Origin of the sequence: Baekduia soli, assembly GCF_007970665.1 — a bacterium.
GTDB lineage: Bacteria > Actinomycetota > Thermoleophilia > Solirubrobacterales > Solirubrobacteraceae > Baekduia > Baekduia soli.
Map to the genome: position 1 here is coordinate 3451343 of NZ_CP042430.1, position 21061 is coordinate 3472403.

At 75.3% G+C, this 21061-nt stretch carries 27 protein-coding genes and 1 riboswitch; of the genes, 16 read left to right on the forward strand and 11 right to left on the reverse strand.

Annotation, left to right across the window (positions count from 1 at the left end):
* Positions 1–86: 86 nt before the first annotated feature.
* Positions 87–458: a response regulator gene (locus FSW04_RS16450; RefSeq protein WP_146921173.1), complete on the forward strand. Its 372-nt coding sequence runs from the start codon at positions 87–89 to the stop codon at positions 456–458.
* 196 nt (positions 459–654) lie between these two features.
* Here the strand turns inward: FSW04_RS16450 and FSW04_RS28185 are convergent, their stop codons facing one another.
* Positions 655–1551, reverse strand: coding sequence for a peptidoglycan-binding domain-containing protein (locus FSW04_RS28185; RefSeq protein ID WP_146921175.1), 897 nt, complete (start codon positions 1549–1551; stop codon positions 655–657).
* Positions 1552–1559: 8 nt separating this feature from the next.
* Positions 1560–1692, reverse strand: a riboswitch (cyclic di-AMP (ydaO/yuaA leader).
* Positions 1693–1841: 149 nt separating this feature from the next.
* Between FSW04_RS28185 and FSW04_RS16460 the strand changes: the two genes are divergently transcribed.
* From FSW04_RS16460 to FSW04_RS16480, 5 genes are all read left to right on the forward strand, one after another.
* Positions 1842–2900, forward strand: a complete 1059-nt coding sequence (locus FSW04_RS16460) for a sigma-70 family RNA polymerase sigma factor (RefSeq protein ID WP_146921178.1) — start codon at positions 1842–1844, stop codon at positions 2898–2900.
* 737 nt (positions 2901–3637) lie between these two features.
* Positions 3638–3841 (forward strand): cold-shock protein, encoded by a 204-nt coding sequence (locus tag FSW04_RS16465; protein ID WP_146921180.1) that lies wholly within the window; start codon positions 3638–3640, stop codon positions 3839–3841.
* A 602-nt stretch (positions 3842–4443) separates the two neighbouring features.
* On the forward strand, positions 4444–4878 hold the full coding sequence (locus FSW04_RS16470) for a ribonuclease H family protein (RefSeq protein ID WP_228430514.1): 435 nt from the start codon (positions 4444–4446) through the stop codon (positions 4876–4878).
* A gap of 55 nt (positions 4879–4933) precedes the next feature.
* Positions 4934–5200 carry a DUF7218 family protein gene (locus FSW04_RS16475; RefSeq protein WP_146921182.1) on the forward strand — a complete coding sequence of 89 codons (267 nt, stop codon included), beginning with the start codon at positions 4934–4936 and terminating at the stop codon, positions 5198–5200.
* A 65-nt stretch (positions 5201–5265) separates the two neighbouring features.
* Positions 5266–6090 carry a helix-turn-helix domain-containing protein gene (locus tag FSW04_RS16480; protein WP_146921184.1) on the forward strand — a complete coding sequence of 275 codons (825 nt, stop codon included), beginning with the start codon at positions 5266–5268 and terminating at the stop codon, positions 6088–6090.
* Here the strand turns inward: FSW04_RS16480 and FSW04_RS16485 are convergent.
* Positions 6087–6281 carry a hypothetical protein gene (locus FSW04_RS16485; protein ID WP_146921186.1) on the reverse strand — a complete coding sequence of 65 codons (195 nt, stop codon included), beginning with the start codon at positions 6279–6281 and terminating at the stop codon, positions 6087–6089. The genes FSW04_RS16480 and FSW04_RS16485 overlap by 4 nt on opposite strands.
* A gap of 93 nt (positions 6282–6374) precedes the next feature.
* On the reverse strand, positions 6375–7802 hold the full coding sequence (locus FSW04_RS16490; RefSeq protein ID WP_146921188.1) for an NAD(P)/FAD-dependent oxidoreductase: 1428 nt from the start codon (positions 7800–7802) through the stop codon (positions 6375–6377).
* 59 nt (positions 7803–7861) lie between these two features.
* On the opposite strand from FSW04_RS16490, the gene FSW04_RS16495 reads away from it, so the two are divergent.
* Positions 7862–8239 carry a hypothetical protein gene (locus FSW04_RS16495; protein WP_146921190.1) on the forward strand — a complete coding sequence of 126 codons (378 nt, stop codon included), beginning with the start codon at positions 7862–7864 and terminating at the stop codon, positions 8237–8239.
* Between the two features lie 84 nt (positions 8240–8323).
* On the opposite strand, the gene FSW04_RS16500 is transcribed toward FSW04_RS16495, so the two are convergent.
* Positions 8324–9466, reverse strand: a complete 1143-nt coding sequence (locus FSW04_RS16500) for an epoxide hydrolase family protein (protein ID WP_146921193.1) — start codon at positions 9464–9466, stop codon at positions 8324–8326.
* 51 nt (positions 9467–9517) lie between these two features.
* Between FSW04_RS16500 and FSW04_RS16505 the strand changes: the two genes are divergently transcribed.
* Positions 9518–9739: a hypothetical protein gene (locus FSW04_RS16505; protein WP_146921195.1), complete on the forward strand. Its 222-nt coding sequence runs from the start codon at positions 9518–9520 to the stop codon at positions 9737–9739.
* 10 nt (positions 9740–9749) lie between these two features.
* Here FSW04_RS16505 and FSW04_RS16510 read toward each other — a convergent pair whose 3' ends face one another.
* Together FSW04_RS16510 and FSW04_RS16515 are read right to left on the reverse strand one after the other, a co-directional pair.
* Positions 9750–10148 (reverse strand): hypothetical protein, encoded by a 399-nt coding sequence (locus FSW04_RS16510; protein WP_146921197.1) that lies wholly within the window; start codon positions 10146–10148, stop codon positions 9750–9752.
* A gap of 49 nt (positions 10149–10197) precedes the next feature.
* On the reverse strand, positions 10198–10734 hold the full coding sequence (locus FSW04_RS16515; protein ID WP_228430515.1) for a methylated-DNA--[protein]-cysteine S-methyltransferase: 537 nt from the start codon (positions 10732–10734) through the stop codon (positions 10198–10200).
* A 74-nt stretch (positions 10735–10808) separates the two neighbouring features.
* On the opposite strand from FSW04_RS16515, the gene FSW04_RS16520 reads away from it, so the two are divergent.
* Positions 10809–11594 carry a class I SAM-dependent methyltransferase gene (locus FSW04_RS16520; RefSeq protein WP_146921201.1) on the forward strand — a complete coding sequence of 262 codons (786 nt, stop codon included), beginning with the start codon at positions 10809–10811 and terminating at the stop codon, positions 11592–11594.
* On the opposite strand, the gene FSW04_RS28590 is transcribed toward FSW04_RS16520, so the two are convergent.
* Positions 11485–11832 carry a DUF5069 domain-containing protein gene (locus tag FSW04_RS28590; protein ID WP_146921204.1) on the reverse strand — a complete coding sequence of 116 codons (348 nt, stop codon included), beginning with the start codon at positions 11830–11832 and terminating at the stop codon, positions 11485–11487. The genes FSW04_RS16520 and FSW04_RS28590 overlap by 110 nt on opposite strands.
* 110 nt (positions 11833–11942) lie before the next feature.
* On the opposite strand from FSW04_RS28590, the gene FSW04_RS16530 reads away from it, so the two are divergent.
* The 3 genes from FSW04_RS16530 to FSW04_RS16540 all read left to right on the forward strand — a co-directional run bounded on the left by FSW04_RS16530 (position 11943) and on the right by FSW04_RS16540 (position 13376).
* Complete coding sequence (locus FSW04_RS16530) at positions 11943–12470, forward strand: cupin domain-containing protein (protein WP_146921206.1); 528 nt, start codon at positions 11943–11945, stop codon at positions 12468–12470.
* A 115-nt stretch (positions 12471–12585) separates the two neighbouring features.
* On the forward strand, positions 12586–12921 hold the full coding sequence (locus FSW04_RS16535) for a hypothetical protein (protein WP_146921208.1): 336 nt from the start codon (positions 12586–12588) through the stop codon (positions 12919–12921).
* A gap of 68 nt (positions 12922–12989) precedes the next feature.
* Entirely contained in the window at positions 12990–13376 is a 387-nt protein-coding gene (locus FSW04_RS16540; RefSeq protein ID WP_146921210.1) for a hypothetical protein, read from the forward strand.
* Between the two features lie 70 nt (positions 13377–13446).
* On the opposite strand, the gene FSW04_RS27280 is transcribed toward FSW04_RS16540, so the two are convergent.
* The gene (locus FSW04_RS27280; protein ID WP_228430516.1) at positions 13447–14466 is read right to left on the reverse strand and encodes an ATP-grasp domain-containing protein; all 1020 of its coding nucleotides are present in this window, start codon (positions 14464–14466) and stop codon (positions 13447–13449) included.
* 416 nt (positions 14467–14882) lie between these two features.
* Between FSW04_RS27280 and FSW04_RS16555 the strand changes: the two genes are divergently transcribed.
* Together FSW04_RS16555 and FSW04_RS16560 are read left to right on the forward strand one after the other, a co-directional pair.
* A complete protein-coding gene (locus FSW04_RS16555; RefSeq protein ID WP_228430517.1) occupies positions 14883–15377 on the forward strand; it encodes a DapH/DapD/GlmU-related protein in 495 nt (164 codons plus the stop codon).
* Between the two features lie 82 nt (positions 15378–15459).
* Positions 15460–15858 (forward strand): hypothetical protein, encoded by a 399-nt coding sequence (locus tag FSW04_RS16560; RefSeq protein ID WP_146921214.1) that lies wholly within the window; start codon positions 15460–15462, stop codon positions 15856–15858.
* Positions 15859–15941: 83 nt separating this feature from the next.
* Here FSW04_RS16560 and FSW04_RS16565 read toward each other — a convergent pair whose 3' ends face one another.
* Together FSW04_RS16565 and FSW04_RS16570 are read right to left on the reverse strand one after the other, a co-directional pair.
* Positions 15942–16391: a nuclear transport factor 2 family protein gene (locus FSW04_RS16565; RefSeq protein ID WP_228430518.1), complete on the reverse strand. Its 450-nt coding sequence runs from the start codon at positions 16389–16391 to the stop codon at positions 15942–15944.
* Positions 16388–17497, reverse strand: a complete 1110-nt coding sequence (locus FSW04_RS16570) for a serine hydrolase domain-containing protein (protein ID WP_146921216.1) — start codon at positions 17495–17497, stop codon at positions 16388–16390. Before FSW04_RS16570 ends, FSW04_RS16565 begins: the two co-directional genes overlap by 4 nt.
* Positions 17498–17675: 178 nt before the next feature.
* Between FSW04_RS16570 and FSW04_RS16575 the strand changes: the two genes are divergently transcribed.
* Together FSW04_RS16575 and FSW04_RS16580 are read left to right on the forward strand one after the other, a co-directional pair.
* Positions 17676–19514 (forward strand): 2-oxoacid:acceptor oxidoreductase subunit alpha, encoded by a 1839-nt coding sequence (locus FSW04_RS16575; RefSeq protein WP_228430519.1) that lies wholly within the window; start codon positions 17676–17678, stop codon positions 19512–19514.
* Positions 19511–20521 (forward strand): 2-oxoacid:ferredoxin oxidoreductase subunit beta, encoded by a 1011-nt coding sequence (locus tag FSW04_RS16580; RefSeq protein ID WP_146921220.1) that lies wholly within the window; start codon positions 19511–19513, stop codon positions 20519–20521. The genes FSW04_RS16575 and FSW04_RS16580 overlap by 4 nt, the downstream gene beginning before the upstream one ends.
* Before the next feature lie 12 nt (positions 20522–20533).
* Here the strand turns inward: FSW04_RS16580 and FSW04_RS16585 are convergent, their stop codons facing one another.
* Complete coding sequence (locus FSW04_RS16585) at positions 20534–21043, reverse strand: OsmC family protein (protein WP_146921222.1); 510 nt, start codon at positions 21041–21043, stop codon at positions 20534–20536.
* Positions 21044–21061: the final 18 nt, after the last annotated feature.

The following is a 21061-nucleotide window of genomic DNA, read 5'->3' on the forward strand; positions in this document are numbered from 1 at the left end:
CCCGTCGCCGTCTGATCCCGGACTGAGGCCTTGGAGACGGCCTCAATCCATGCCCCCGGCGCGGCGATCCCCCGAGTGTGCCGACGATGACCAGCCGATCGCCCCTGCGCGTCCTGTTGGTCGACGACGCGGCCGAGATGCGGGCGCTGCTGCGCGCGCTGTTCGAGGGCCGCGGCGACATCGCCATCTCCGAGGCCGGCTCGGGGGAGGAGGCGCTGGAGATCGCGGCGTCCTCGCCCCAGCCCGACCTCGTGATCATGGACCATCACATGCCCGGCATGGACGGGGTGACCGCCACGCGCGAGCTCAAGTCGGTCAGCCCCAGCATCGAGATCGTGGCCTTCACGGCCGTGCCGGGCAACGAGCGCGACTTCGCGCTGGCCGGCGCCACGCACCACTTCCGCAAGGACATGTTCAACGCCCTGGTGGCGTACGTGTGCGAGCGGGCGGCCGCCTGACCGCCCCGCGGGATTAAGGGACCGCTCAGGTGACCTTGGGCCGCCCTTCAGGAACGCGCGCCAGCATGCGGTCCATGCTCGAGGTGCTCCACGACATCCTGATCGCGGCCGCGGCCGTCGGTGCCGCGGCCGTCTTCGCGCTCATGGGCTGGGCCGGCCACCAGCGCTGACGCGAGGCGCCGCCCCGCGGCCGCGCTCAGAGACCCGCGGGATGGCGGGCGACGTAGCCCGCGGTCGACCGCGCGTCGGCCTGCCAGCGCGAGCCGTCGGCCGAGCGCCCGCTCGTGTCGTAGCGCCGCCCGTTGATCACCATGAACGCGTGGCCCGGGTTGGCGTAGATCGTCACGAAGCGCCCGCGGCCCGGCGAGCCGTAGTGCATGAGCTCGCCGGAGTCCATGGGGCGGTCCAGGCGGCCCATGCCGTGCAGGACGTAGGAGACCGAGCCCGAGCAGTCATAGCCCGCGGCGTGGAAGCTGCCGTGGCCGCCGCCGTAGATGTAGGGCAGGTGGGCGATGCGGTCGCCCGCGGCGATCGCCCGGCGCAGGAGCAGGACGTGGCGCGGGACGCCGCCGGCGGCGCCGCTGCCCAGCCGGGCGCGCTTGAGGACCGGATGCGCGCCGCCGACCCCCAGGGCGCTCCAGGTGCCGGGCCCGACGATGCCGTCGGCCGTCAGGCCGTGGGCGCGCTGGAAGGTGCGGACCGCGCGGGCGGTGCCGGGGCCGAAGACGCCGTCGGCGGCGACGCCGAGCCGGCGCTGCAGCAGCGCCACGGCCGAGCCGCGCGTGCGCACCCGGCCGCCATCGGCCGCCGAGCCGCTGCTCGCCCGGCGCGAGCGGCGGATCATGCTCCAGGTCTGCGCGCCGACGACGCCGTCGGCGTGCAGGTGGTGGCGGCGCTGGAAGCGCCGCACCACGCGAGCGGTGCCCGGGCCGAAGACGCCGTCGGGCGTCAGGTGCAGCGCGCGCTGCAGGCGCTTGACGGCCGTGCCGTGGCTGCCGCGCTTGAGCGAGCGGGCATCGGCCGCGGCGGCGGGCAGGGCCAGGAGCAGCACCGCGAGCAGGGCGAGGAGGAGGCGGGGACGAACGGGGGGCATGGTCCAGGTCGCCTGCGGGGTCAGCTGACGGGCTCGCGCTGCACAGGCAGCGCTACCGCGTCATCCAGACGCGGATTCGCCCCGGCGACCGGTCTGCGGTCGCGATGGGTCCCCCGTCCGTTCGGTCAGAACGGTTCGGCGCGCCGTCGTTGTACCAGCCGAAATCCCTGCTCAGCGCAAGATCTGTTGCAGACCGGCCGGCTGCAGGCGGCCGTTCGCGCCTCGCGGCGCCGCATCCTGCGGCGAGGCCGGGGCGCATCGTCCCCGCCGTGCTGGGTATCGCAGTGGTGATGGAGCCCGACCAGGCGACGCTCGCCGCGATCACGGCCCTGCTCGATGAGGCCGAGGACGAGGGGTGCCTGCACCTGGCCGACGTCGCGACGCTCGTGGCGCGCCTCGAGCTCGATGAGGACGGCCAGGCGCTCGTGGAGGACGAGGCGCGCGTCCGCGGCGTCCGGGTCACCGACGACTGCGGCCGGCGGGCCGTGCCCGCCACGAACTACGTCAACGGGGAGCTGGCCGCCGCCACGACCGACGCGCTGTCGCTGTTCCTGCGGGAGATCCACCGCCACCCGCTGCTGACCGCCGCCGAGGAGATCGCGCTGGCCAAGCGCATCGAGCAGGGCGATGACGCCGCCAAGGAGCGGATGATCACCGCCAACCTGGCCCTGGTGGTCTCCATCGCCAAGCGCTACCCGACCGACGGGCTCACGCTGCTCGACCTCATCCAGGAGGGCATCTTCGGCCTCATCCGGGCTGCGGAGAAGTTCGACTGGCGGCGCGGGTTCAAGTTCTCCACCTACGCGACGTACTGGATCCGCCAGGCCATCCAGCGCGGCATGGAGAACAAGGAGCGCACGATCCGCATTCCCACCAACGTGCTCCAGCGCGAGCGCCGGCTGCGCCGCGCCGACAAGGAGCTCTCGGCCGAGCTCGGGCGGGCCCCGACCGACGAGGAGCTCGCCGCGCGCGCCCAGCTCAGCGTCGGCGACGTCGAGGCGCTGCGCGACATGGCCCGGACGGTCACGAGCCTGGACCGGCCCGTGGGGGAGGGCGGCGACGCCGCGTTCGGCGACCTGCTGCCCAGCGACGCGGCGCCGCTGGAGGAGGAGGTCCACGTCAGCCTGCGCGAGGGCGCCGTGCGCCGCGCGCTGCACGAGCTCTCCGATCGCGAGCGCGAGGTCGTCATCCTGCGCTACGGCCTGGGAGGCGCCGATGCGCCGGTGGCCGTCGCCGAGATCGGGCGCAGGCTCGGCCTCCGCCACGCCGAGGTCCGCGCGCTGGAGCGCCGGGCGCTGGAGCGCCTGTCGACCGTCCGCGAGATCGAGGCGCTGCGCGAGGCCGCCTAGCCGGTCCGGGCCGCGTCCGACGGGCCGTCACGCGCCGTCGATCCGCGGAACGCCGGCCGACCGCCGGCGCGCCTTCGCCGCCCGGGCCGGAGCCGTCGTGGACTCGACGCCGGCCATCACCCGTTCCTGTCGCGGCCGGCGGAGGTCTGCGACCTGGTCCGGGGGTGGGACGCCCGGTCCCCTGGCCGTCGCCTGCCGGATGTGCCAGACCCGCCGGGTCCGGTCGGGCGTCCCGCAGAGGAAGCGCGAGCCGTCGGGAGAAGGCGCGTCACGACGGTCGCCGGCGAGGCGCCGGCCGACCGGACCAGGAGGCGCACCAGGCCACCGCGTCCCTCCGGGTCCGGAGCGTCGACGCGGAAAGCGCCGCCCGGACCACGTGGGTCCGGACGGCTCCGCACCGGTCAGAGGCCACCACTATTTACTAACGTCCCAGGACTTGTGTCTGGATGCCTGGGCGGCGTGACACTCCCGACCCCGGGACAGGCCGCCGGCCCGAGGGCCGGCGCGTTGCCGCGGTGGGTCCAGGCCGAAGCCGTGACCCCGGTCGAGTGGGTGGCCCGCCGGTCATCACAGCCTACCCGCTCGGACTTTCGGTCATCGCGCGTCCGACGGCCTGCTAACCTGCGTTGCGAACAGGTCGAGCGAACCCGCTCGGCAAAGCAGTGCCCGTGTGTCCGCAGTCGTTGCCACGAAGCATCCTCCGCGTAGCACCAGAGCACCAAGTAGGAGGACCAGACATGGCCACCGGAACCGTCAAGTGGTTCAGCGACGAGAAGGGCTTCGGCTTCATCACCCCCGACGACGGGGGCAAGGACCTCTTCGTCCATCACTCGGCGATCAACAGCGACGGCTTCCGTTCGCTGCCCGAGGGAGCGAAGGTCAGCTATGAGGCTGAGAGCGGGCCCAAGGGCCCCAACGCGGTGAACGTCCAGCAGCTCTAAGCAGCCGCTGCGGCGCGGCACCGCGCCAACGAGAGGATCATCACCATGATCCGCATGATCTGCGGCAGCTGCCTGCGTCTCTTCGACGCGCAGCTCCACGGCCATCGCAGCAGCTGTCCCCATTGCGGGGGCGCGCTGCGGTCGCACTGAGATCCGGGCCCGGGGCGCACGACGCCCCGGGCCTTTGCTCGTCCAGGGCCGGATCGGGCGCCGGGCAGCGAGCCGGCCGGTGGGGCTCGGGGACGTGCTCCCGGCGTGCCGCGACAGGACTCGGCCGGTGACGTCGTCGCCTGCGCGACCGAGCGCCGCGGCGCGCGGCCACCGGGTCCACGGGGTGGATGACCCACGCTCGGCGCCATCGGCCCGCGCGCCGACCATGAGGATCACGGAGGGACCGTCGGCCGCCCCGACGAACGCGTGGTGCGCCCACGCTCATGGGGCAGGCCTCGCAGGCCGCGCGGCACCGTCCTGCCCGCCCCCTACGATCCCCGGCCGATGCCGCCCGCCTCCACCGCCCGTCGCCGCCGCCCGCGTCCCGCCCCGCGTCCCGAGGTCCCCGTGGAGGCTCGTGCGGGCGAGGCCCTCGTGTGGACCGACGGCGCGTGCAGCGGCAACCCGGGGCCCGGGGATGGGCGGCGATCGTGGTGGGGCCCGGCGACGGCGCGGCCGTCGAGCTGTCCGGCGGCGAGCGTCACACGACGAACAACCGCATGGAGTACACCGCGGCGCTGGAGGGCCTGCGCTCGCTGCCCGCCGGCAGCCTGGCCTGCGTGGTGACCGACTCGACGCTCATGCTCGACTCCATGACGAAGTGGATCCACGGCTGGAAGCGCAAGGGCTGGAAGACCGCCTCGGGCGCGCCGGTCAAGAACCAGGACCTGGTCTGCGCGCTGGAGGCCGAGATCGCCCGCCACGCCGAGATCCGCTGGCACTGGGTGCGCGGGCACGAGACGGGCTCCGAGCACGCGCACAAGGCGCTCAATGACCGCGCCGACCGCCTCGCCGTCGCCGCGGCGCAGGCCGCCGCGGCCGTCTGACCGTCGCTCGGGTCCTCGCGCATGGGCCACCGAGGCCTGCGGGTAGCGATCCGGTATGCCCGCTGCGAAGAACCCCGGACCGAGCGTCAAGGACGACAAGCTCTACGAGGCGCTGCGCGACGACGGCGCCAGCAAGGAGAAGGCGGCCCGCATCGCCAACGCGAAGGCCGCCGGCACCGACGTCAGCGCCAAGGGCGGCCACGCCGGTTCCTACGAGGACCGCACGGTCGACGAGCTGCGCCACCGCGCCGCCGAGCTCGGCATCGAGGGCCGTTCGGGTATGACCAAGGACGAGCTGGTCGACGCGCTGCGCCATCACTGAGCGGACCGCGGCCATGACCTCCGAGGTCATGGCCGTGCCGCCGCGCACCGTCTAGCGTCGTGGGCATGTCGGCCGTCACGACCCTCGACCCGCCCGGCCCGACCGTGGGCCAGCTCCTGCGCGGCTGGCGCGACCGGCGACGGCTGAGCCAGATGGAGCTCGCCCTGGAGGCCGACGTCTCCACGCGGCACCTGAGCTTCCTGGAGACCGGCCGGGCGCGGCCGAGCCGCGCGATGATCATCCGCCTGGCCGAGCACCTCGAGGTTCCGCTGCGCGAGCGCAACGACCTCCTGCTGGCCGCGGGCTTCGCGCCGGCCTATCCGCAGACCGAGCTCGACGACGGGCGGATGGCGCTCGTGCGCGATGCGGTGCGTCGCGTGCTGGCCGGTCACGACCCCTACCCGGCGCTGGTCGTCGACCGCCGCTGGGAGCTGCTGGAGGCCAACGCCGGGCTGGCGCTGCTGCTCGAGGGCATCGACCCCGCCCAGCTGCAGCCGCCGGTCAACGCGCTGCGCCTGAGCCTGCACCCCGACGGCCTGGCCCCGCGGATCGCCAACCTCGCCCAGTGGCGCGCCCACATCCTGGACCGCCTGGCCCGCCAGGTCGTCGCCACGTCGGACCCGCAGGTGGCCTCGCTGCTGGCCGAGCTGCGCGCCTACCCGGGCGACGAGCCGGCTCCGGCCGCGCACGAGCTGCCGGGGCCCGAGGACGTCATCGTCCCGCTGCGCCTGCGCCATCCGTCGGGCGAGCTGAGCCTCATGAGCATCGTGTCGACGTTCGGCACGCCGCTGGACATCACCGTGCAGGAGCTGTCGATCGAGGCGTTCTTCCCCGCCGACGAGCACACGGCGGGGGTGCTGCGCGCGGCGGCCGGCGCGCCCGGCGCCTAGGGGCGGGGGCCGCCGGGGCGGTCGCCGCCGGCGCCCTGGCCCTCGCACACGGCGGCGTCGTCGACGGCCCACGCCAGGCGCTCGGCGAGCTGGGCGCGGAAGTGCTCGGTCTCGAAGTCGTCGCGCGACACCCACTCGGTGTGCGTCACGACGTCGTCGGGGTGGTCGGCTCGGACGATGATGTGGGGCATGCTCGCTCTCCGGGGTGGGGTGCGCCCCCCACGCTGGCGGGTGCGGCTAAGGCGCGGGTGAAGATCCTGTTCGGGATCGCGCGCCGGGCGCCGTCAGCTGTCGAAGCCCAGCCCGAGCCGGTCCAGCGTCCCGAGCCACAGGCCGCGACGACCCTGCCGGGCGTCGGCGGCGGCGAGCCGGTTCTGGGTGAGGCGGATGACGCCGGTGCGCAGCGGCTCGGGCGGGAACGGCACGGGCCGGCGGCGGACGTAGCGCAGCCGCGTGGCCTCCGTGTCGCGGCCGTCGAGCAGGTCGAGCGCCACCCGGGCGCCGAACCGGGTCGCCGCCACGCCCAGCCCCGTGTACCCGGTCGCGTGGGCGACGCGGCCGCCGTGGGCGGTGCCGAAGAACACCGAGAACCGGCTGCACGTGTCGATCGCGCCGCCCCAGCGGTGCGTGAAGCGCAGGCCGTCGAGCTGCGGAAAGGTCACGAAGAAGTTCTGGGCCAGGCGGGCGAACGTGGGGTCGTGGGTGTCGAACTGCGGGCCGACCGGGCCTCCGCGGCGGTACACGGCGTCGAAGCCGCCCCACAGGATGCGGTCGTCGCGGGTCATCCGGTAGTAGTGGAAGTCGTTGCCGCCGTCGCCGATGCCCTGCCGGTGGCGCCAGCCGATCGCGTCCAGCCGCGCGGCGTCCAGCGGCTCGCTGACCAACACGTAGTCGTAGACCGGCACGACGTAGCGGCGCAGCGCCCGCAGCAGGGGCGGGTAGGCGCTCGTGGCCAGCAGGACGCGCCGGGCGGTCAGCGTCGCGCCCGGGGTGGCGACCACGACGCCGGCGCCGGCCTCGCGCAGGCCGGTCGCGGGGGAGTGCTCGTGCAGCCGCACGCCGGCGGCCCGGCAGGCGTAGCGCAGCCCGTCCGCGAGCCGCCCGGGGTCCAGGATGCCGGCGCCCGTGCGGTCCCAGAGGCCGCCGAGATAGGTCGGCGAGTCGAGCTCGGCGCGCATGGCGTCGCGGTCCAGGACCTCGACGTTGTGACCGAACCGGCGTAGCAGGCCGGCCTCGTGCTCGGCGCGGGCGACCTCGTGGGGCTCCAGCAGCGCGGTGAGCTCGCCGGTCTCGTCGAGGTGGGCGTCGATCCCGTGACGGTCCAGGTCGGCGCGCAGCCCGTCGTAGTTCTCGGCGGCCAGGCGCTCCAGGACGTCCAACTCGTCGGCGAAGCGCGCCAGGCCGTTGACCAGGCCGTGCGTCAGCGACGCCACGACGAAGCCCCCGTTGCGGCCGCTGGCGCCCGCGCCGATGCGGTCGGCCTCAAGGAGGACCACCTCGCGCGCCGGGTCGGCGGCCTTGGCGTGCAGCGCGGCCCACAGCCCGGTGAAGCCGCCGCCGACGATGCACAGGTCGGTCTCGGCGGGGGCCTCCAACGGCGCGTCCGGTGCTCGCGGGGCGGCGGTGTCGAGCCAGAACGGGACGGGCGCCGCGTCGGCGTAGGCCGCGCGGTCGCGCCGCGACGGCGGGGTTTTGGGCCAGGGGCGCGGCATCCGCGGCCAGACCGTAGCCGGGCCGCGCCGCGGGCGCGACGCGACTACCGTGGCGGGCCATGGGCCGCTCCCGTCGCCGCCGGCCGCAGGCCGATCGCTCCGCCGCACGCGCCTCGTCGCGCGCCGCGCCGCCCGTGCCGGCCGCGCCGCCGATGCGCGAGGTCCGGCGCGTCCTGGCCGCCCATCTGGTCGGTGCCGCGCTGGTCGCCGCCATCGTGCTCGGCGGGACGATCCTGCTCGGCGGCGCGCTGGCGCCGTGGGTCGTCCTGGCGTTCGCCGTCGGCGCCGGCGTGGCCCTGCACGCCTGGGCCGCCGGCCGCCGGGGTGGGGCGGTGCTGACCGACGAGGACCGGGTCCTGCAGACGATGGCCGAGGGCCTCGTCGTGCTCGCCGCGCTGTTCGCGCTGGTGGCGGCGATCCTGCTCAGCGTGACCTGAGCCATCGGACCGCTCAGGCCTCCTGCGCGCCCGGGTCGATCGCCGCGCGGCAAGCACCCGGCCGCGGCCCGGCGCGCCCGCGTCTCAGCGCAGGGTGCGGAAGAACGCGCGGATGTCGCCGACGAGCGCCTCGGGCTCCTCCATCGCGGCGAAGTGGCCGCCGGAGGGGAACTCGGTCCAGCGGGCGATCGCGTTGTCGCGCTCGGCGAACGCGCGGACCGGCAGGGCGATGTCGTGGGGGAAGACGGCGACGGCCGTCGGCGTGCTCGACGGGGCCAGCGCGCGCGTGCCGCCGCCGTGCACGAACTCGTAGTACAGCTGGGCCGAGGAGCCCGCGGTGCGCGTGAGCCAGTAGAGCATGACGTTGGTCAGCATCGCGTCGCGGTCGACGGCGTCCTCGGGCACGGCCGGCGCGTCGGTCCACTCGCGGAACTTCTCCACGATCCACGCCAGCAGCCCGACGGGCGAGTCCTCCAGCCCGTAGGCCAGGGTCTGGGGCCGGGTGGCCTGGATCTTGAAGTACCCCGACAGCTCGCGGTTGTAGTGGCGCCCGCGGTCCATGCGCCGGCGGTCCTCGGCGGTCAGGCGCTCGGCCTCCTCGGGGTCGCCCGACGGGAAGGTGAACAGCGTGTTGAGGTGGACGCCGAGCACGTGGCCGGCGTCGTCGACGCCGAGCTGGCGGGTGACGATGCCGCCCCAGTCGCCGCCCTGGGCGCCGTAGCGGTCGTAGCCGAGCTCGCGCATGAGCTGCGCCCAGGCCGCGGCGATCCGGCGGGTATCCCAGCCCGTGTCGGGCGTCGGCCCCGACAGGACGTAGCCCGGGAGGGAGGGGACGACGACGTCGAACGCGTCGGCGGGGTCGCCGCCGTGCGCCCGCGGGTCGCTGAGCGGCCCGATGATCTCCAGGAACTCGACGATGGAGCCCGGCCAGCCGTGGGTGATGATGAGCGGCAGGGCCCCGGGCTCGGGCGAGCGGACGTGGGCGAAGTGGATCGTCGTGCCGGAGATGGTGGTGGTGAACTGGGGCAGCGCGTTGATGCGCGCCTCCTGGCGGCGCCAGTCGTAGGCCGTGCGCCAGTAGTCGGCCAGCTCGCGCAGGTAGCCGGCGGGGACGCCGCGCTCCCACGGCTCGCCGGGCAGCGGGGCGGCCCAGCGGGTGCGGCGCAGGCGGTCGTGCAGGTCGTCGAGCTCGGCGTCGGCGACCTCGAGCCGGAAGGGCGTGGGCATGGCGGCACGCTACCGGCCGCGCTGCGGGGGCCGGGGTGTCATCCTGCGGCGATGAGCGATCTGACCCGCCGCCCCGGATCGGGCGTGTCGCGCGCCGCCCGCGAGCGCCGCGCCTACCAGCTGGTCCTGCTCGGAGGCGGCGCGAGCGTCGTGGCGCTCGTGACGTTCGTGCTGGCCATCGTCGGCGTCCTGGGCTTCGGGATCCCCGTCCTGGCGCTCGTCGTCGCGCTGGTCTGCCTGGCCATGCTGCGGCGCATGGTCGGCCGCCGCTGAGGCCGCGGGCTCAGCAGGCGCGGTAGCGGTCGGGCAGCCGGCCGGCCCACGTCGTCGCCTGCCAGACGGCGACCCGGTCGGCGGCCTCCAGGCGCGGCCCGTCGTCGAGCACGGTGCGCAGGCCGTCGCAGGCTCGCCCGGACAGGTGCGTCTCGTCGGCCGGTCGCCCGTCGGCCGAGAAGCGCACGACGCCCTCGTTGATCTCGTACAACAGCCGGCGGCGGATGGGTCCCGGGCAGCGCACGGCCGTGCGGCGCCCGGCGATCGCGCCTGCCACCGCCGCGGCGCGGTGCTCGACCTCCAGGCGCCGGCCGCGGGCGTGCAGCCACAGGCCGCCGAGCAGCACCGCGAGCAGCGCGACGATCCCCAGCGTCCGGGGCGCGGGCGGGCGGAGCGGGGCACGGTCCACATCCCCGGGATCGGCCGCCGGGCCACCCGGTTGAACCGCGGCCCCGGGCTCAGAAGAGCGTGGCGCCCGCCGCGTGCACGCGCTCGATGTCGAGCATCGCGAGCTTCGTCGCCCGGCCGCCCGGCGCCGAGAAGCCGCCCGCGCGCCCGCCCGCCGCAACGACGCGATGGCAGGGCACCACGATCGGGAACGGGTTGCGCCCCAGCGCGCCGCCGACCGCGCGGGCAGCACCCGGGTCGCCGAGCCGCGCGGCGATCTCGCCGTAGGTGCACGTCTGCCCGGGCACGATGTCGCGGGCCGCGGCGTAGACGTCGCGGTCGAAGGGCGACAGGCCGCCGACGTCGAGCACGACCTCGCGCAGGTCGCGCGGCTCCCCGTCCAGGAGCGCCCGGATCGCGTCGATCGCGGCTCGCACCGCCTCCGGCGCGGGCCCCGGGACCGCCTCCGGGCTGCGGCGCCGCAGCCACGCGCGGGTCGCCGCGGGCGCCGCGGCGGGCAGCGCGACAGCGGTCACGCCCTGCGGGCCCCACGCGATCCCGCAGGCGCCGATGGCGGTGTCGAAGAGGGTGCTGCCCGCGTCCGTCACGTCCCGTCGACGGTAGCGCGCGTGGCCGACGGGGCCGGCGGTCGAGCCGGCGGTCGGCGGTACCATGGGACGCCGTGATCGACGCGTTCCGCCTCTCCGAGCTCAACGCCGGCGTCTGGCGTCGCGGCGACTGGGTGTCGGTCTACGAGGACCGCAGGCTGTCGCCGGCCGAGATCCTCCTGCTGCTGCGCCACCGCGAGCCGCTGTCGGGCCGCGTGCTCGAGCTGGGTCCCGGCGCGGGCCGCGTCACGGCCTACCTGGCCGAACTGGCCTCCGAGCTGACCGCGCTGGAGATCTCGCCCGACATGGCCGAGGCGTGCCGTCGGCGCGTGCCGTCGGCCACCGTCGAGGTCCGTGACATGCAGGACCTCGGCGGCATCGCCGGCGGATCGCTCGAGGCGGTCGTCGGCACCTGCAACGTCATCGACGTCCTCGACGACGGCGAGCGCCGCGCCCTGCTGGCCGAGCTGCACCGGATCCTGGTGCCGGGCGGCGTGCTGCTGTTCTCCTCCCACAACCGCGACCATCGCGCGCGCCGCCCGTGGGAGCCGCGCGACTGGCGCAACCCCAAGGCGCTGGCCGGCGACGTGGTCCGCCTGCGCGACGGCGTGCGCAACCACCGGCGGCTGCACCGCTTCGAGCGCGATTCCGACGACTACACCCTGCGCAACGACGAGGCGCACAGCTTCAGCATGATCCTGTACGCGATCGGCGCCGCCGCCCAGCAGCGCCAGCTCACCGAGGCGGGCTTCACGCTCGAGCTGTGCCTGACCGACGACGGCGAGCCCGTCGATCCCGGTGGGGCGCCGGACCGCTCGCCCTACCTGCACTACGCCGCGCGCTGCAGCTCGGCCTCGTAGGCGACGGGTGGGCGGCCACGAGGTCGCCGAACGTCTGCACGTCGATGCCCAGCAGGCCCAGGCAGCGGCGGTCGACCGGGCACGGGTGGACGACGCCGCCCAGGCGCCCGGCGCGCGCGGCGCGGGACTTGTCGATGAGCCTGGGCAGCCATGGGTAGCCGCCCAGCGTGGCGTCCATGGGACGCAGGGCGCCGGGGTTGCCGGCGGGCGCGGGGGAGGAGGGGGTCGGCATGGTCATCGACCCAAGGCTACGTCGGGTCCGGTCCGCTCGACAGGGCCGCTGGGCGGCCGCCGGACAGGACCGGTCGCGACGGGTGGCGCGGCCTCCCGGCGGGGTAGCGTCCCCGCATGCACGAGGCGAAGATCATCGAGACCGACACCGGCCTGCAGCCCTCCGGGGACGGCTGGTTCATCCTCAACCTGAAGGACATCGGGTGGGCCACGGTGCCCGGCGGGGGCACGTGGTGCGTGTTCGAGGCGCCCGACGCGCCGTCGGCGACCCTGGGGATCGGCGTGCACATCCTCGACCCCGGCGACACGCCGGGCTTCTACCACCTCGAGAGCGACCAGGAGGGCTTCCTCGTGCTCTCCGGCGAGTGCCTCGCGATCGTCGAGGGCCAGGAGCGGCGGATGGGCCCGTGGGACTACCTGCACAGCCCGCCCGGGACCGCGCACATCACCGTCGGAGCGGGCGAGGGGCCCTGCGCCCTGCTCATGGTGGGCACCCGGACGCCGGGCGGAACGACCCACTACCCGGCCGACCCGGTGGCCGCCGCCCACGGCGCCGCGGTGGCCGAGGCCACCGACTCGCCGCGGGAGGCCTACGCCGACCGGCCGACCATCACGCCTGCGCGCTCACCCTGGCCGGTGGCCTGACCGGGACGTGTCGACCGGGCGCTCCAGGACCACGCCCGGCCCGCGGTCGATGCTCCATGGGACAAAGGTCCCGGTGGGGCCCGCGCCGGGCGCCTGCAGGGCACCATGTGGGCCGATGCTGCTCCAGGACTCCAGCGCGGGCACCGGCCCGGACCCGGTGGCCGCCGCCCCGCCGCGCGCCGTCTCGGCCATCGCCCGCTTCATGCTCAGGTCGCTGGCGGCGATCGCGGTCGTGGTCGTCGGCGGCTTCTTCGCGCTGCGATCGGTCACCGTGCGCGAGGCCGAGCGCGACAGCCGCTCCCGTGTCGAGCTGCAGGGCGCGCTCGTCGAGTCCGTGGGCCTGCAGGACGGGCTGCTGCGCCGCGACTTCCGCACGCTCGGCGTGACCGACCGCACGCAGGCCGCGCTGTGGGCCGAGCGCGAGGGCTTCACCGCCCGTCGCGGCGGCTGACTGCGACGGAAGTCCCATTGCGCCACGCCCGCGCTGACGCCACCCTCCGGCCCCCGATGACCCGCCGCGTGCTCACCTCCCTGCTGCTGTCCTGCGCCCTGCTCGGCGCGCCCGCCTCGGCCGTGGGCCGCCACGGGGGCGACCAGGGCGTCGTGCGCGTCACGGGGACCTGCGGCGGCGGGGCCCGCTCCGAGCTCAAGCTCAAGGCCGACGACCGCGGGATCGAGGTCGAGCTCGAGGTCCACCGCGCGCGGCGGGGATCGGCCTGGCACGTCGTCATCGTCCAGGAGGGGCGGGTGGCGCTGCGCACCACGGTCCGCGCCGGGCGCTCCAGCGGCGCGTTCAGCATGAGCCGGCAGATCCGCGACCTGGCCGGCGCCGACCGCATCAGCGTGCGGGCCGCGGGGCCGCAGGGCGTCACGTGCCGCGCCTTGGGGACCCTGCCCGGTGCCTGAGCCCCGGTGGCGCGCCCAGGCGGGCGCGGTGGGCGCGCCGCACCAGCGCCGAGCAGTCCCGAAGGCCGTATCAGCGGCGGCCGGGAGCCAGCTCGCGGCGGACCGCGGCGGCGAAGCGCTCGGCCGCGCCCGGCGCCTGCCCGAGGTACAGGCACGGCTCGACGGCCTCGAGCTCGAGCAGGACGGGACGGCCGTCCTGGCCGCGCAGCAGGTCGACGCGGGCGTACAGCGGCGGCCGGCCGAAGCGCTGCGTGACCTCTTCGATCACGCGCTCGGCGAGCGCGATCTCGTCGGGCTGGGCGGTGCCGCCGGCGACGAGGTCGGGCTCGAGCATCGCGGCCGCCACCTGGACGGGGCTGCCGGGAGCCAACGCCGTACGCGGCGCGATCGCGTCGCGGCCCAGCACGGCGCGCTTGGCCAGCACGTGGGAGAGGTGGCCGGCGAAGAAGACCAGGGCCGTCTCGCCGTGGACGTCGACGGCGTCGAGGTAGGGCTGCACCAGCGCGGTGCGGCCCGAGGCGGTGATCGCGCCGATGAGCGCACGCGCATCGTCGTGGGCCCGGGGCGAGAAGCGCCCGGTGTCCACGGCGCCCGCCGACACGCTGGGCTTGACGACGACCTCGCCGCGCAGCGCCGGGAGCGGATCGCCGGGCGCCACGAGCGCGGTCGGCACCGTCGGCGCGTCCAGCGCGGCGAGGTAGGACTTGTCGGCGTTGAACGCGATGAGCTCGGGCGCGTTGCGCAGGCGCTCAGGCCCGACGGCGCGACACCACGCCAGGAACGCGCCGAGGTCTTCCGTGTAGTCCCACGCCGAGCGCACGATGACCAGGTCGTAGGACGACCAGTCGACGCCGGCGTCGTCCCAGACCGCGACGTCGGCGCCGAGCGCGACGGCCGCCGGCCGGTCGTCGTCGGCGCCGCCGGGCAGCGCCGAGCACGTCGCGAACGCGATCCGCGGCGCCGGCGCGCCCTCGCCGAGGACCAGCGTCATGCAGGTGCTGTTCGGGCTCGGGCCGTGGTCGCCGAACGGCGGGCACGGGGTGAAGCCCGCCCGGGCGTACATCGCGCGGGCCGGGGCGAAGGCGGCCATCGACCCGGTCTCCAGGTGAGCGACGGGTGCACCAGCGCGTCGACGTCGAGGGCGTGGACGTCCTCCGGCGGGCTGTGGCGGTCGGCGAACGCCAGGTGGCGCGCGAGCAGCGCGCGGACGTCGTCGGCCCGCGGGTCGTCGGGGGCGATCACGCGGGCGGGCACGCTCGAGGACGGTAGAGGCTCGTCAGGCGACGTCGGCCTGGAGCGTCGTCATCCCCTCCGGCCTCAGTCAATGCCCGCTAATCTGCGTTATGTCAACACCCACGGAAGATGGCGGCCCGGACGGTGCGTGCCCGGGCCACCCAGGTCGATCCGGCCGCCTCGCCAGACTCCCGGCCCGTGCCCGGACCCGACCGCGAGCCACCGTCGCAGGACCGGACCGTGACGTGCGCGGGCACGCCGGAGTCCCGCGCGATGTCCGCGGACGTCGCGCGTGCGTGGAAGATCCTCGGGCGGCTCAACGCGCTGACCCCGGGTGACTTCGACGCCATGCGCACCCTGCTCGGCGAGCTGACCGGCCAGGAGCCCGACGCGTCGGTCCGCGTGCTCCCGCCGTTCCACGTCGACGGCGGCCGCAACCTCCGCTTCGGCCGCAACGTGTTCGTCAACCACGGCTGCACCGCGATGGACCTCGGCGGGATCGACATCGGCGACGACGTGATGATCGGGCCCAACGTGCACCTGATCAGCTCGGGCCATCCGCTCGACCCGGCGACCCGGCGCACGCAGATCACGACGGCCCCGGTCCGCATCGGCCGCGGCGTGTGGATCGCGGCGGGCGCGATGGTCCTGCAGGGCGTCACGGTCGGCGACGACGCGGTCGTGGCCGCCGGCGCGGTCGTGACGAAGGACGTCCCGCCGCGCACGCTGGTCGCCGGCGTCCCGGCGCAGGTCGTCCGCCCGCTCTGACGGCCGCGAGCCTACGCCGAGCACTCGAGATGTCGCCGGGCGGGTCAGGGTGCTCCGGCGCCCACCGGGTACGGTTCTCGCCGTGATCGACCCCGTCTTCCGCCTCGTCGCCCCCGCGTCGGCGCTCCAGGGCGCCCCCGCGGGCTGGGCGAAGGAGCTGCTGTCCCAGGGCGAGATGGCGCTCGCCGTCGACGCCGGCGGCCTGGACGGCATCGACGCCGTCGCGCGGGCCCTGGAGCGCCCGGCCGTCGCGGTGCTGCGGCGCGAGCCGACGGGCGCGGCCACCGAGGCCACGGTGCGCGAGTTCGCCGGCGGTCTCGCGCTGGTCTGGATCGCGCCGGCCTTCGGCGACACCGCCCGCACCTGGGCCCGCGACCGCGCCCCGATGACCCTGCTCGTCGAGCACGACGGCGCGCTGCCCGACGAGGAGCGCCGCCGCATCGAGCGCTTCGTCGCGATCCTCGGTCGCCAGGCGGAGTGATCGCGGGCGGCGCCTCCGGGTGGGTCTCCGGGATGCGGCCGGGACGATCGCGGCGGCCGTCGCGCGCCGACCCGCCGCCCGCGTCAGCGCTCCGTGATGTCCTCGACGAGCGTCGCGCCGCCGGCCTCGCCGGCATCGTCGACCGGCTCGAGGTAGAGCCGTGCCGACGCGATCCGGTCGTCGCGCACGCGCAGCACCATGACGCCGGCGACGTCCATCCGCCCGCCGTCGGCCCGCGTGCCCGGCCAGCGCCACTCCGTCCACGCGGTGTCACCGGCGACGTCGGCCGCGACGAGCTCGGCCCGGAAGTCCGGCACGTCGGCGAAGATCGCCGACCAGTTGGCGCGGACCTGCGCGGACCCGCGGAACGCGCGCTCGGGATGGACGGGCTGCGCGCTGTCGTAGTCCTCGGCGAAGCACGCGACGAACGCCCCGAGGTCGTGGGCGTTCATCGCGGCGTGCAGGCGCCGCACGAGGTCCTCGGCTCCCCCACCCTGGTCGTCGCGCATGCCCGGCAGTCTGGAGACGTTCACCCGAGCGCGTCGTACGTCGCGTCGACGAGCGCCAGCGTCCGCGGGTTCTGCCACCGGCGGCCGCCGCGGTTGGGCGCGTAGCCGAACGCCAGGCGCGCGTCGGGGTCGGCGAAGCCCAGGGCGCCCCCGGCGCCGAAGTGCCCGTAGGCGTGCGGGCTGCGGCCCAGCGGGCGCTCGGGCAGCGGCAGCTGGAAGCCCAGGCCGAAGCGCTGCGTGCGCTCCAGCACGAGGTCGGGTCCGTGGGCGTGCTCGGTGGTCGCCGCCGCGAGCATCACCGGGTCCAGGATCCCGCCGGTCAGGAGGTCCGCGTAGACGCCGGCGATCCCGCGCGCGGTGCCGTGGGCATTGGTCGACGGGATCACCGCGGCGCGCCACGCCGCCGTGTTGACCGTCCCGAGCCCCGAGATCCCCGGTGGGTTGAGGTAGGCACAGCGCTGCAGCTCGGACATGCCGGTGCCGTCGCCCTCCTGCATCGCGGTCATGTCCGCGGTGAAGTGGAAGTCCGAGACCGGGCGCCCGTCGCGCGGCGCGCCGAACCACAGCTCCGTCCCCGGGCCGATCGCCTCGAGCAGCAGCTCGCCGGCGCCGCGGCCGGTGATGCGCCGCGCGACCTCCCCCAACAGGAACCCATAGGTGTTGGTGTGGTACCCCAGCGCGGTGCCCGGCTCCCACCACGGCTCCTGGGCGGCGAGGGCCGCGCACATCGCCGTCCAGTCATAGGCCGTCCCGGCGGCCAGCGGCGCCGCGACGGCCGGCAGCCCCGCCCGGTGCGTGAGCAGGTGCTCCATCGTCACGTCGCCCTTGCCGGCGGCCCCGAACCCGGGCCAGGCCGACGCGACGCGGTCGGGGAGCGCGAGCGCCCCGGCGGCGACGAGGCGCAGGACGAGGATCGCCGCCAGCGGCTTGCCGATGCTGAAGACGTTGACCGCGGTCTCCCGGGTCCAGGGCCGCGTGCGCGCCTCGTCCCGCCAGCCGGCCCACGCGTCGACGACCGTGCGACCGTCGACGACGACGCTCACCGCGGCGCCGAGCTCGCCCCGCGTGAAGTTGTCGCGCAACGCGTCGGCCACGCCCGCCCAGCGCGGGTCCCAGGTGCCGTCGACCATGGCGCAGCCTACGGCACGGGCCGACGGACCACATAGCGGTTCCGATGGTCCGCAACGGCGGCGCCGCCCCCACCGATACAGTCGGATCGACATCGAGGCTTTTGCAACGCACGACCCGTGCCCGCCGCCTCGGCGCCGGGCCAGGGCCGGGACTGACGGGGTGGTCACCTTGAGCACGTTGGACCGGACGACAGAGGAACGCGAGCGCGTCATCGTGCGCTTCGCGGGCGACTCGGGCGACGGCATGCAGCTGGCCGGAGGCCAGTTCACCGCGGCGACGGCGGCCGTCGGCAACGACCTCGTCACGCTCCCGGACTTCCCCGCCGAGATCCGTGCCCCCGCGGGCACGCCGGCCGGGGTCTCCTCGTTCCAGATCCACTTCGCCAACCGCGACATCGCGACCCCGGGCGATACGCCCAACCTGCTCGTGGCGATGAACCCGGCGGCGCTGCGGGCCAACGTCTCCCAGCTCGAGCCGGGCGCCGGGATCGTGGTCAACGAGGACGCGTTCACCAAGCGCAACCTGCTCAAGGCCGGCTACGAGGCCAGCCCGCTCGACGACGACTCGCTGGACCGCTTCCAGGTCTGGCGCGTGCCGATGACCACGATGTGCCAGCGTGCCGCCGAGGCGATCGAGGGCGCCGCGACGCGCGACGTGCAGAAGTCGCGCAACCTGTTCGCGCTCGGGCTGATCTGCTGGATGTACGACCGGCCCATCGACGGGACCGAGCGCTGGATCTCGGACAAGTTCGCCGCCTCGGAGGCCGTGCGCGACATCAACCTGGCCGCGCTGCGGGCGGGCTGGAACTTCGGCGAGACCACCGAGGTCATCGGCACGCGCGTGCACGTGGCGCCCGCGACCGACGTGCGGCCGGGGACCTACCGCAACATCAACGGCACGCAGGCGACCTCGCTGGGGCTCATCGCCGCCTCGGTGCGCTCGGGGCTGCCGCTGTGCCTGGCCGCCTACCCCATCACCCCGGCCTCCGACCTGCTGCACGACCTGGCCCGCCGCCGCGACGTCGGCGTGCGCACCGTGCAGGCCGAGGACGAGATCGCCGCCGCGGGGATCGCGCTCGGCGCCTCCTACGGCGGCGCGCTCGGGGTCACCGCGACGTCGGGGCCGGGCATGGACCTCAAGGCCGAGACGATCGGGCTGGCGGTCATGCTCGAGCTGCCGCTGGTCATCATCGACGTCCAGCGCGCGGGCCCCTCGACGGGGATGCCGACCAAGACCGAGCAGTCCGACCTGCTCATGGCGCTGCACGGCCGCCACGGCGAGTCGCCGCTGCCGGTCGTCGCGGCCTCCACGCCGGGCAACTGCTTCGACGCCGCCTACGAGGCCGTGCAGATCGCGGTGCAGTACCGCACCCCGGTCATCCTGCTCACCGACCTGTTCCTGGCCAACAGCTCCGAGCCGTGGCGGGTGCCCAGCGCCGCCGACCTGCCCGTGATCGACCCGGGCTTCGCGCCGCCCGGCGACCCCGACAGCGCGTTCCTGCCCTACGCCCGCGACGAGCACGGCGCCCGGCCGTGGGCGCTGCCGGGCAACCCGGGCACCCAGCACCAGATCGGCGGCCTGGAGAAGGCCGACGTGGTCGGGTCGATCTCCTACGACCCCGTCAACCATGCCCGCATGACCGCGCTGCGCGCCGCGAAGGTCGCCGGCGTGGCCGTGCCGGACGTCGTCGTCGACACCGATCCCGGCGCCGAGGTCCTCGTGCTCGGCTGGGGCTCCAGCGCGGGCGCGGTGCGCGCCGGCGTGCGGCGCGTGCGCCAGCGCGGCCTGCCCGTCGCCCACGCCCATCTGCACCATCTCAACCCGCTGCCGTCCAACCTCGGCGAGGTCCTGCGCAGCCACCGCAGCGTCCTGGTGCCCGAGATGAACAGCGGCCAGCTGGCCCGGGTGCTGCGCGCGGAGTACCTCGTCGACGTCCACAGCCACAGCAAGGTCGAGGGCCGTCCGCTGTTCGCGGCCGAGCTCGAGGACGCGATCCTCAAGGAGATCGAAGGATGACCACCACGCTGACCAAGGCCGACTTCCAGTCCTCCCAGGAGACGCGCTGGTGCCCGGGCTGCGGCGACTACTCGATCCTGGCGGCCGTCCAGAGCTTCATGCCCGAGCTCGGCATCCCGCCCGAGCGCATCGTGTTCGTGACCGGCATCGGCTGCGCCGGCCGGTTCTCCTACTACATGAACACCTACGGCGTGCACGCGATCCACGGGCGCGCGCCGGCGATCGCCACGGGTCTGGCGGCCGCGCGCGACGACCTGTCGGTGTGGATCGTCAGCGGCGACGGCGACGCGCTGTCCATCGGCGGCAACCACCTCATCCACGCGCTGCGCCGCAACGTCCCGATCAAGATCCTGCTCTTCAACAACCGCATCTACGGGCTGACCAAGGGCCAGGCCTCCCCCACCAGCGAGCTCGGCAAGATCACCAGGAGCACGCCGCGCGGCAACCAGGACCCGCCCGTCGACGTCGTCTCGCTGGCCATCGGCGCCGGGGCGACGTTCGTGGCCCGCACCGTGGACCGCGACAAGCAGCACCTGCCCGCGATGCTGCGCGCGGCCGCCGAGCACCGCGGCACGGCGCTCGTGGAGATCCTGCAGAACTGCCCCGTGTTCAACGACGGTGCCTTCGACCACGTCGCCGACAAGCAGCAGGCCGCCGAGCACCGCATCCCGCTGCAGCACGGCAAGCCGGTGGTCTTCGGCGCCGAGGGCGAGCGCTGCGTGGTCCGCGCCCCCGACGGCCGCCTGGCCCTGGGTGAGACGGCGACCGCCGACCCCGCGTCGATCGTCGTCCACGACGCCCGGGGCGAGGACCCCAGCGTGGCGTTCGCGCTCAGCCGCCTGGGCGACATCGGCGCCGGGCCGGTGCCCCTGGGGATCTTTCGCTCCGTCGACGCCGCCCCGTGGGGTGACGGCCTCGTCGCGGCGTCGCGGGAGGCCCACCAGGGCGTCGGCACGGCCGAGCTCGACGCGCTGTTCCGCGCGGGCGACACCTGGAACGTGGCCTGAGCTCCCCGCCGCTCAGGCCGTGACGGCGCACGCCGCGGTGATCTGCGGCGGACGACGCAGCGTCTGCAGGACCACGCAGTAGCGCTCGGTGAGCCCGAGCAGCGTCTCGAGCTGCTCGGGCGTGGCGTCGCCCTGCAGGTCGAAGCGCAGGCGGATCGCGCCGAAGCCGACGGGCGCGTCGCGGTCGACGCCGAGCGTGCCGCGGAAGTCGAGGTCGCCCTCCGCCGTCACGGTCCCGCCGGTGACCGGGATCGCCAGCGAGGTGGCCACGGCCTGCAGCGTCACCCCGGCGCAGGCCACGAGCGCCTCGAGCAGCATGTCGCCCGAGCACAGCAGCGTGCCGTCGCCGCCCGACGCCGGATGCAGGCCGGCCGAGGCGAGCGCCGTGGCGGTCCGCACGGAGCAGCTGATGCCCTCCCCCAGCTCGCCGGCGGCGCTGAGCGTGACGACGGCCGCCCCGGGGTCATCGCGGTAGCGCTGCTTGATCGGCGCCTGCAGGGCCCGGAGCTCGTCGGACTTCATGGGGTCCATGGTCGCACG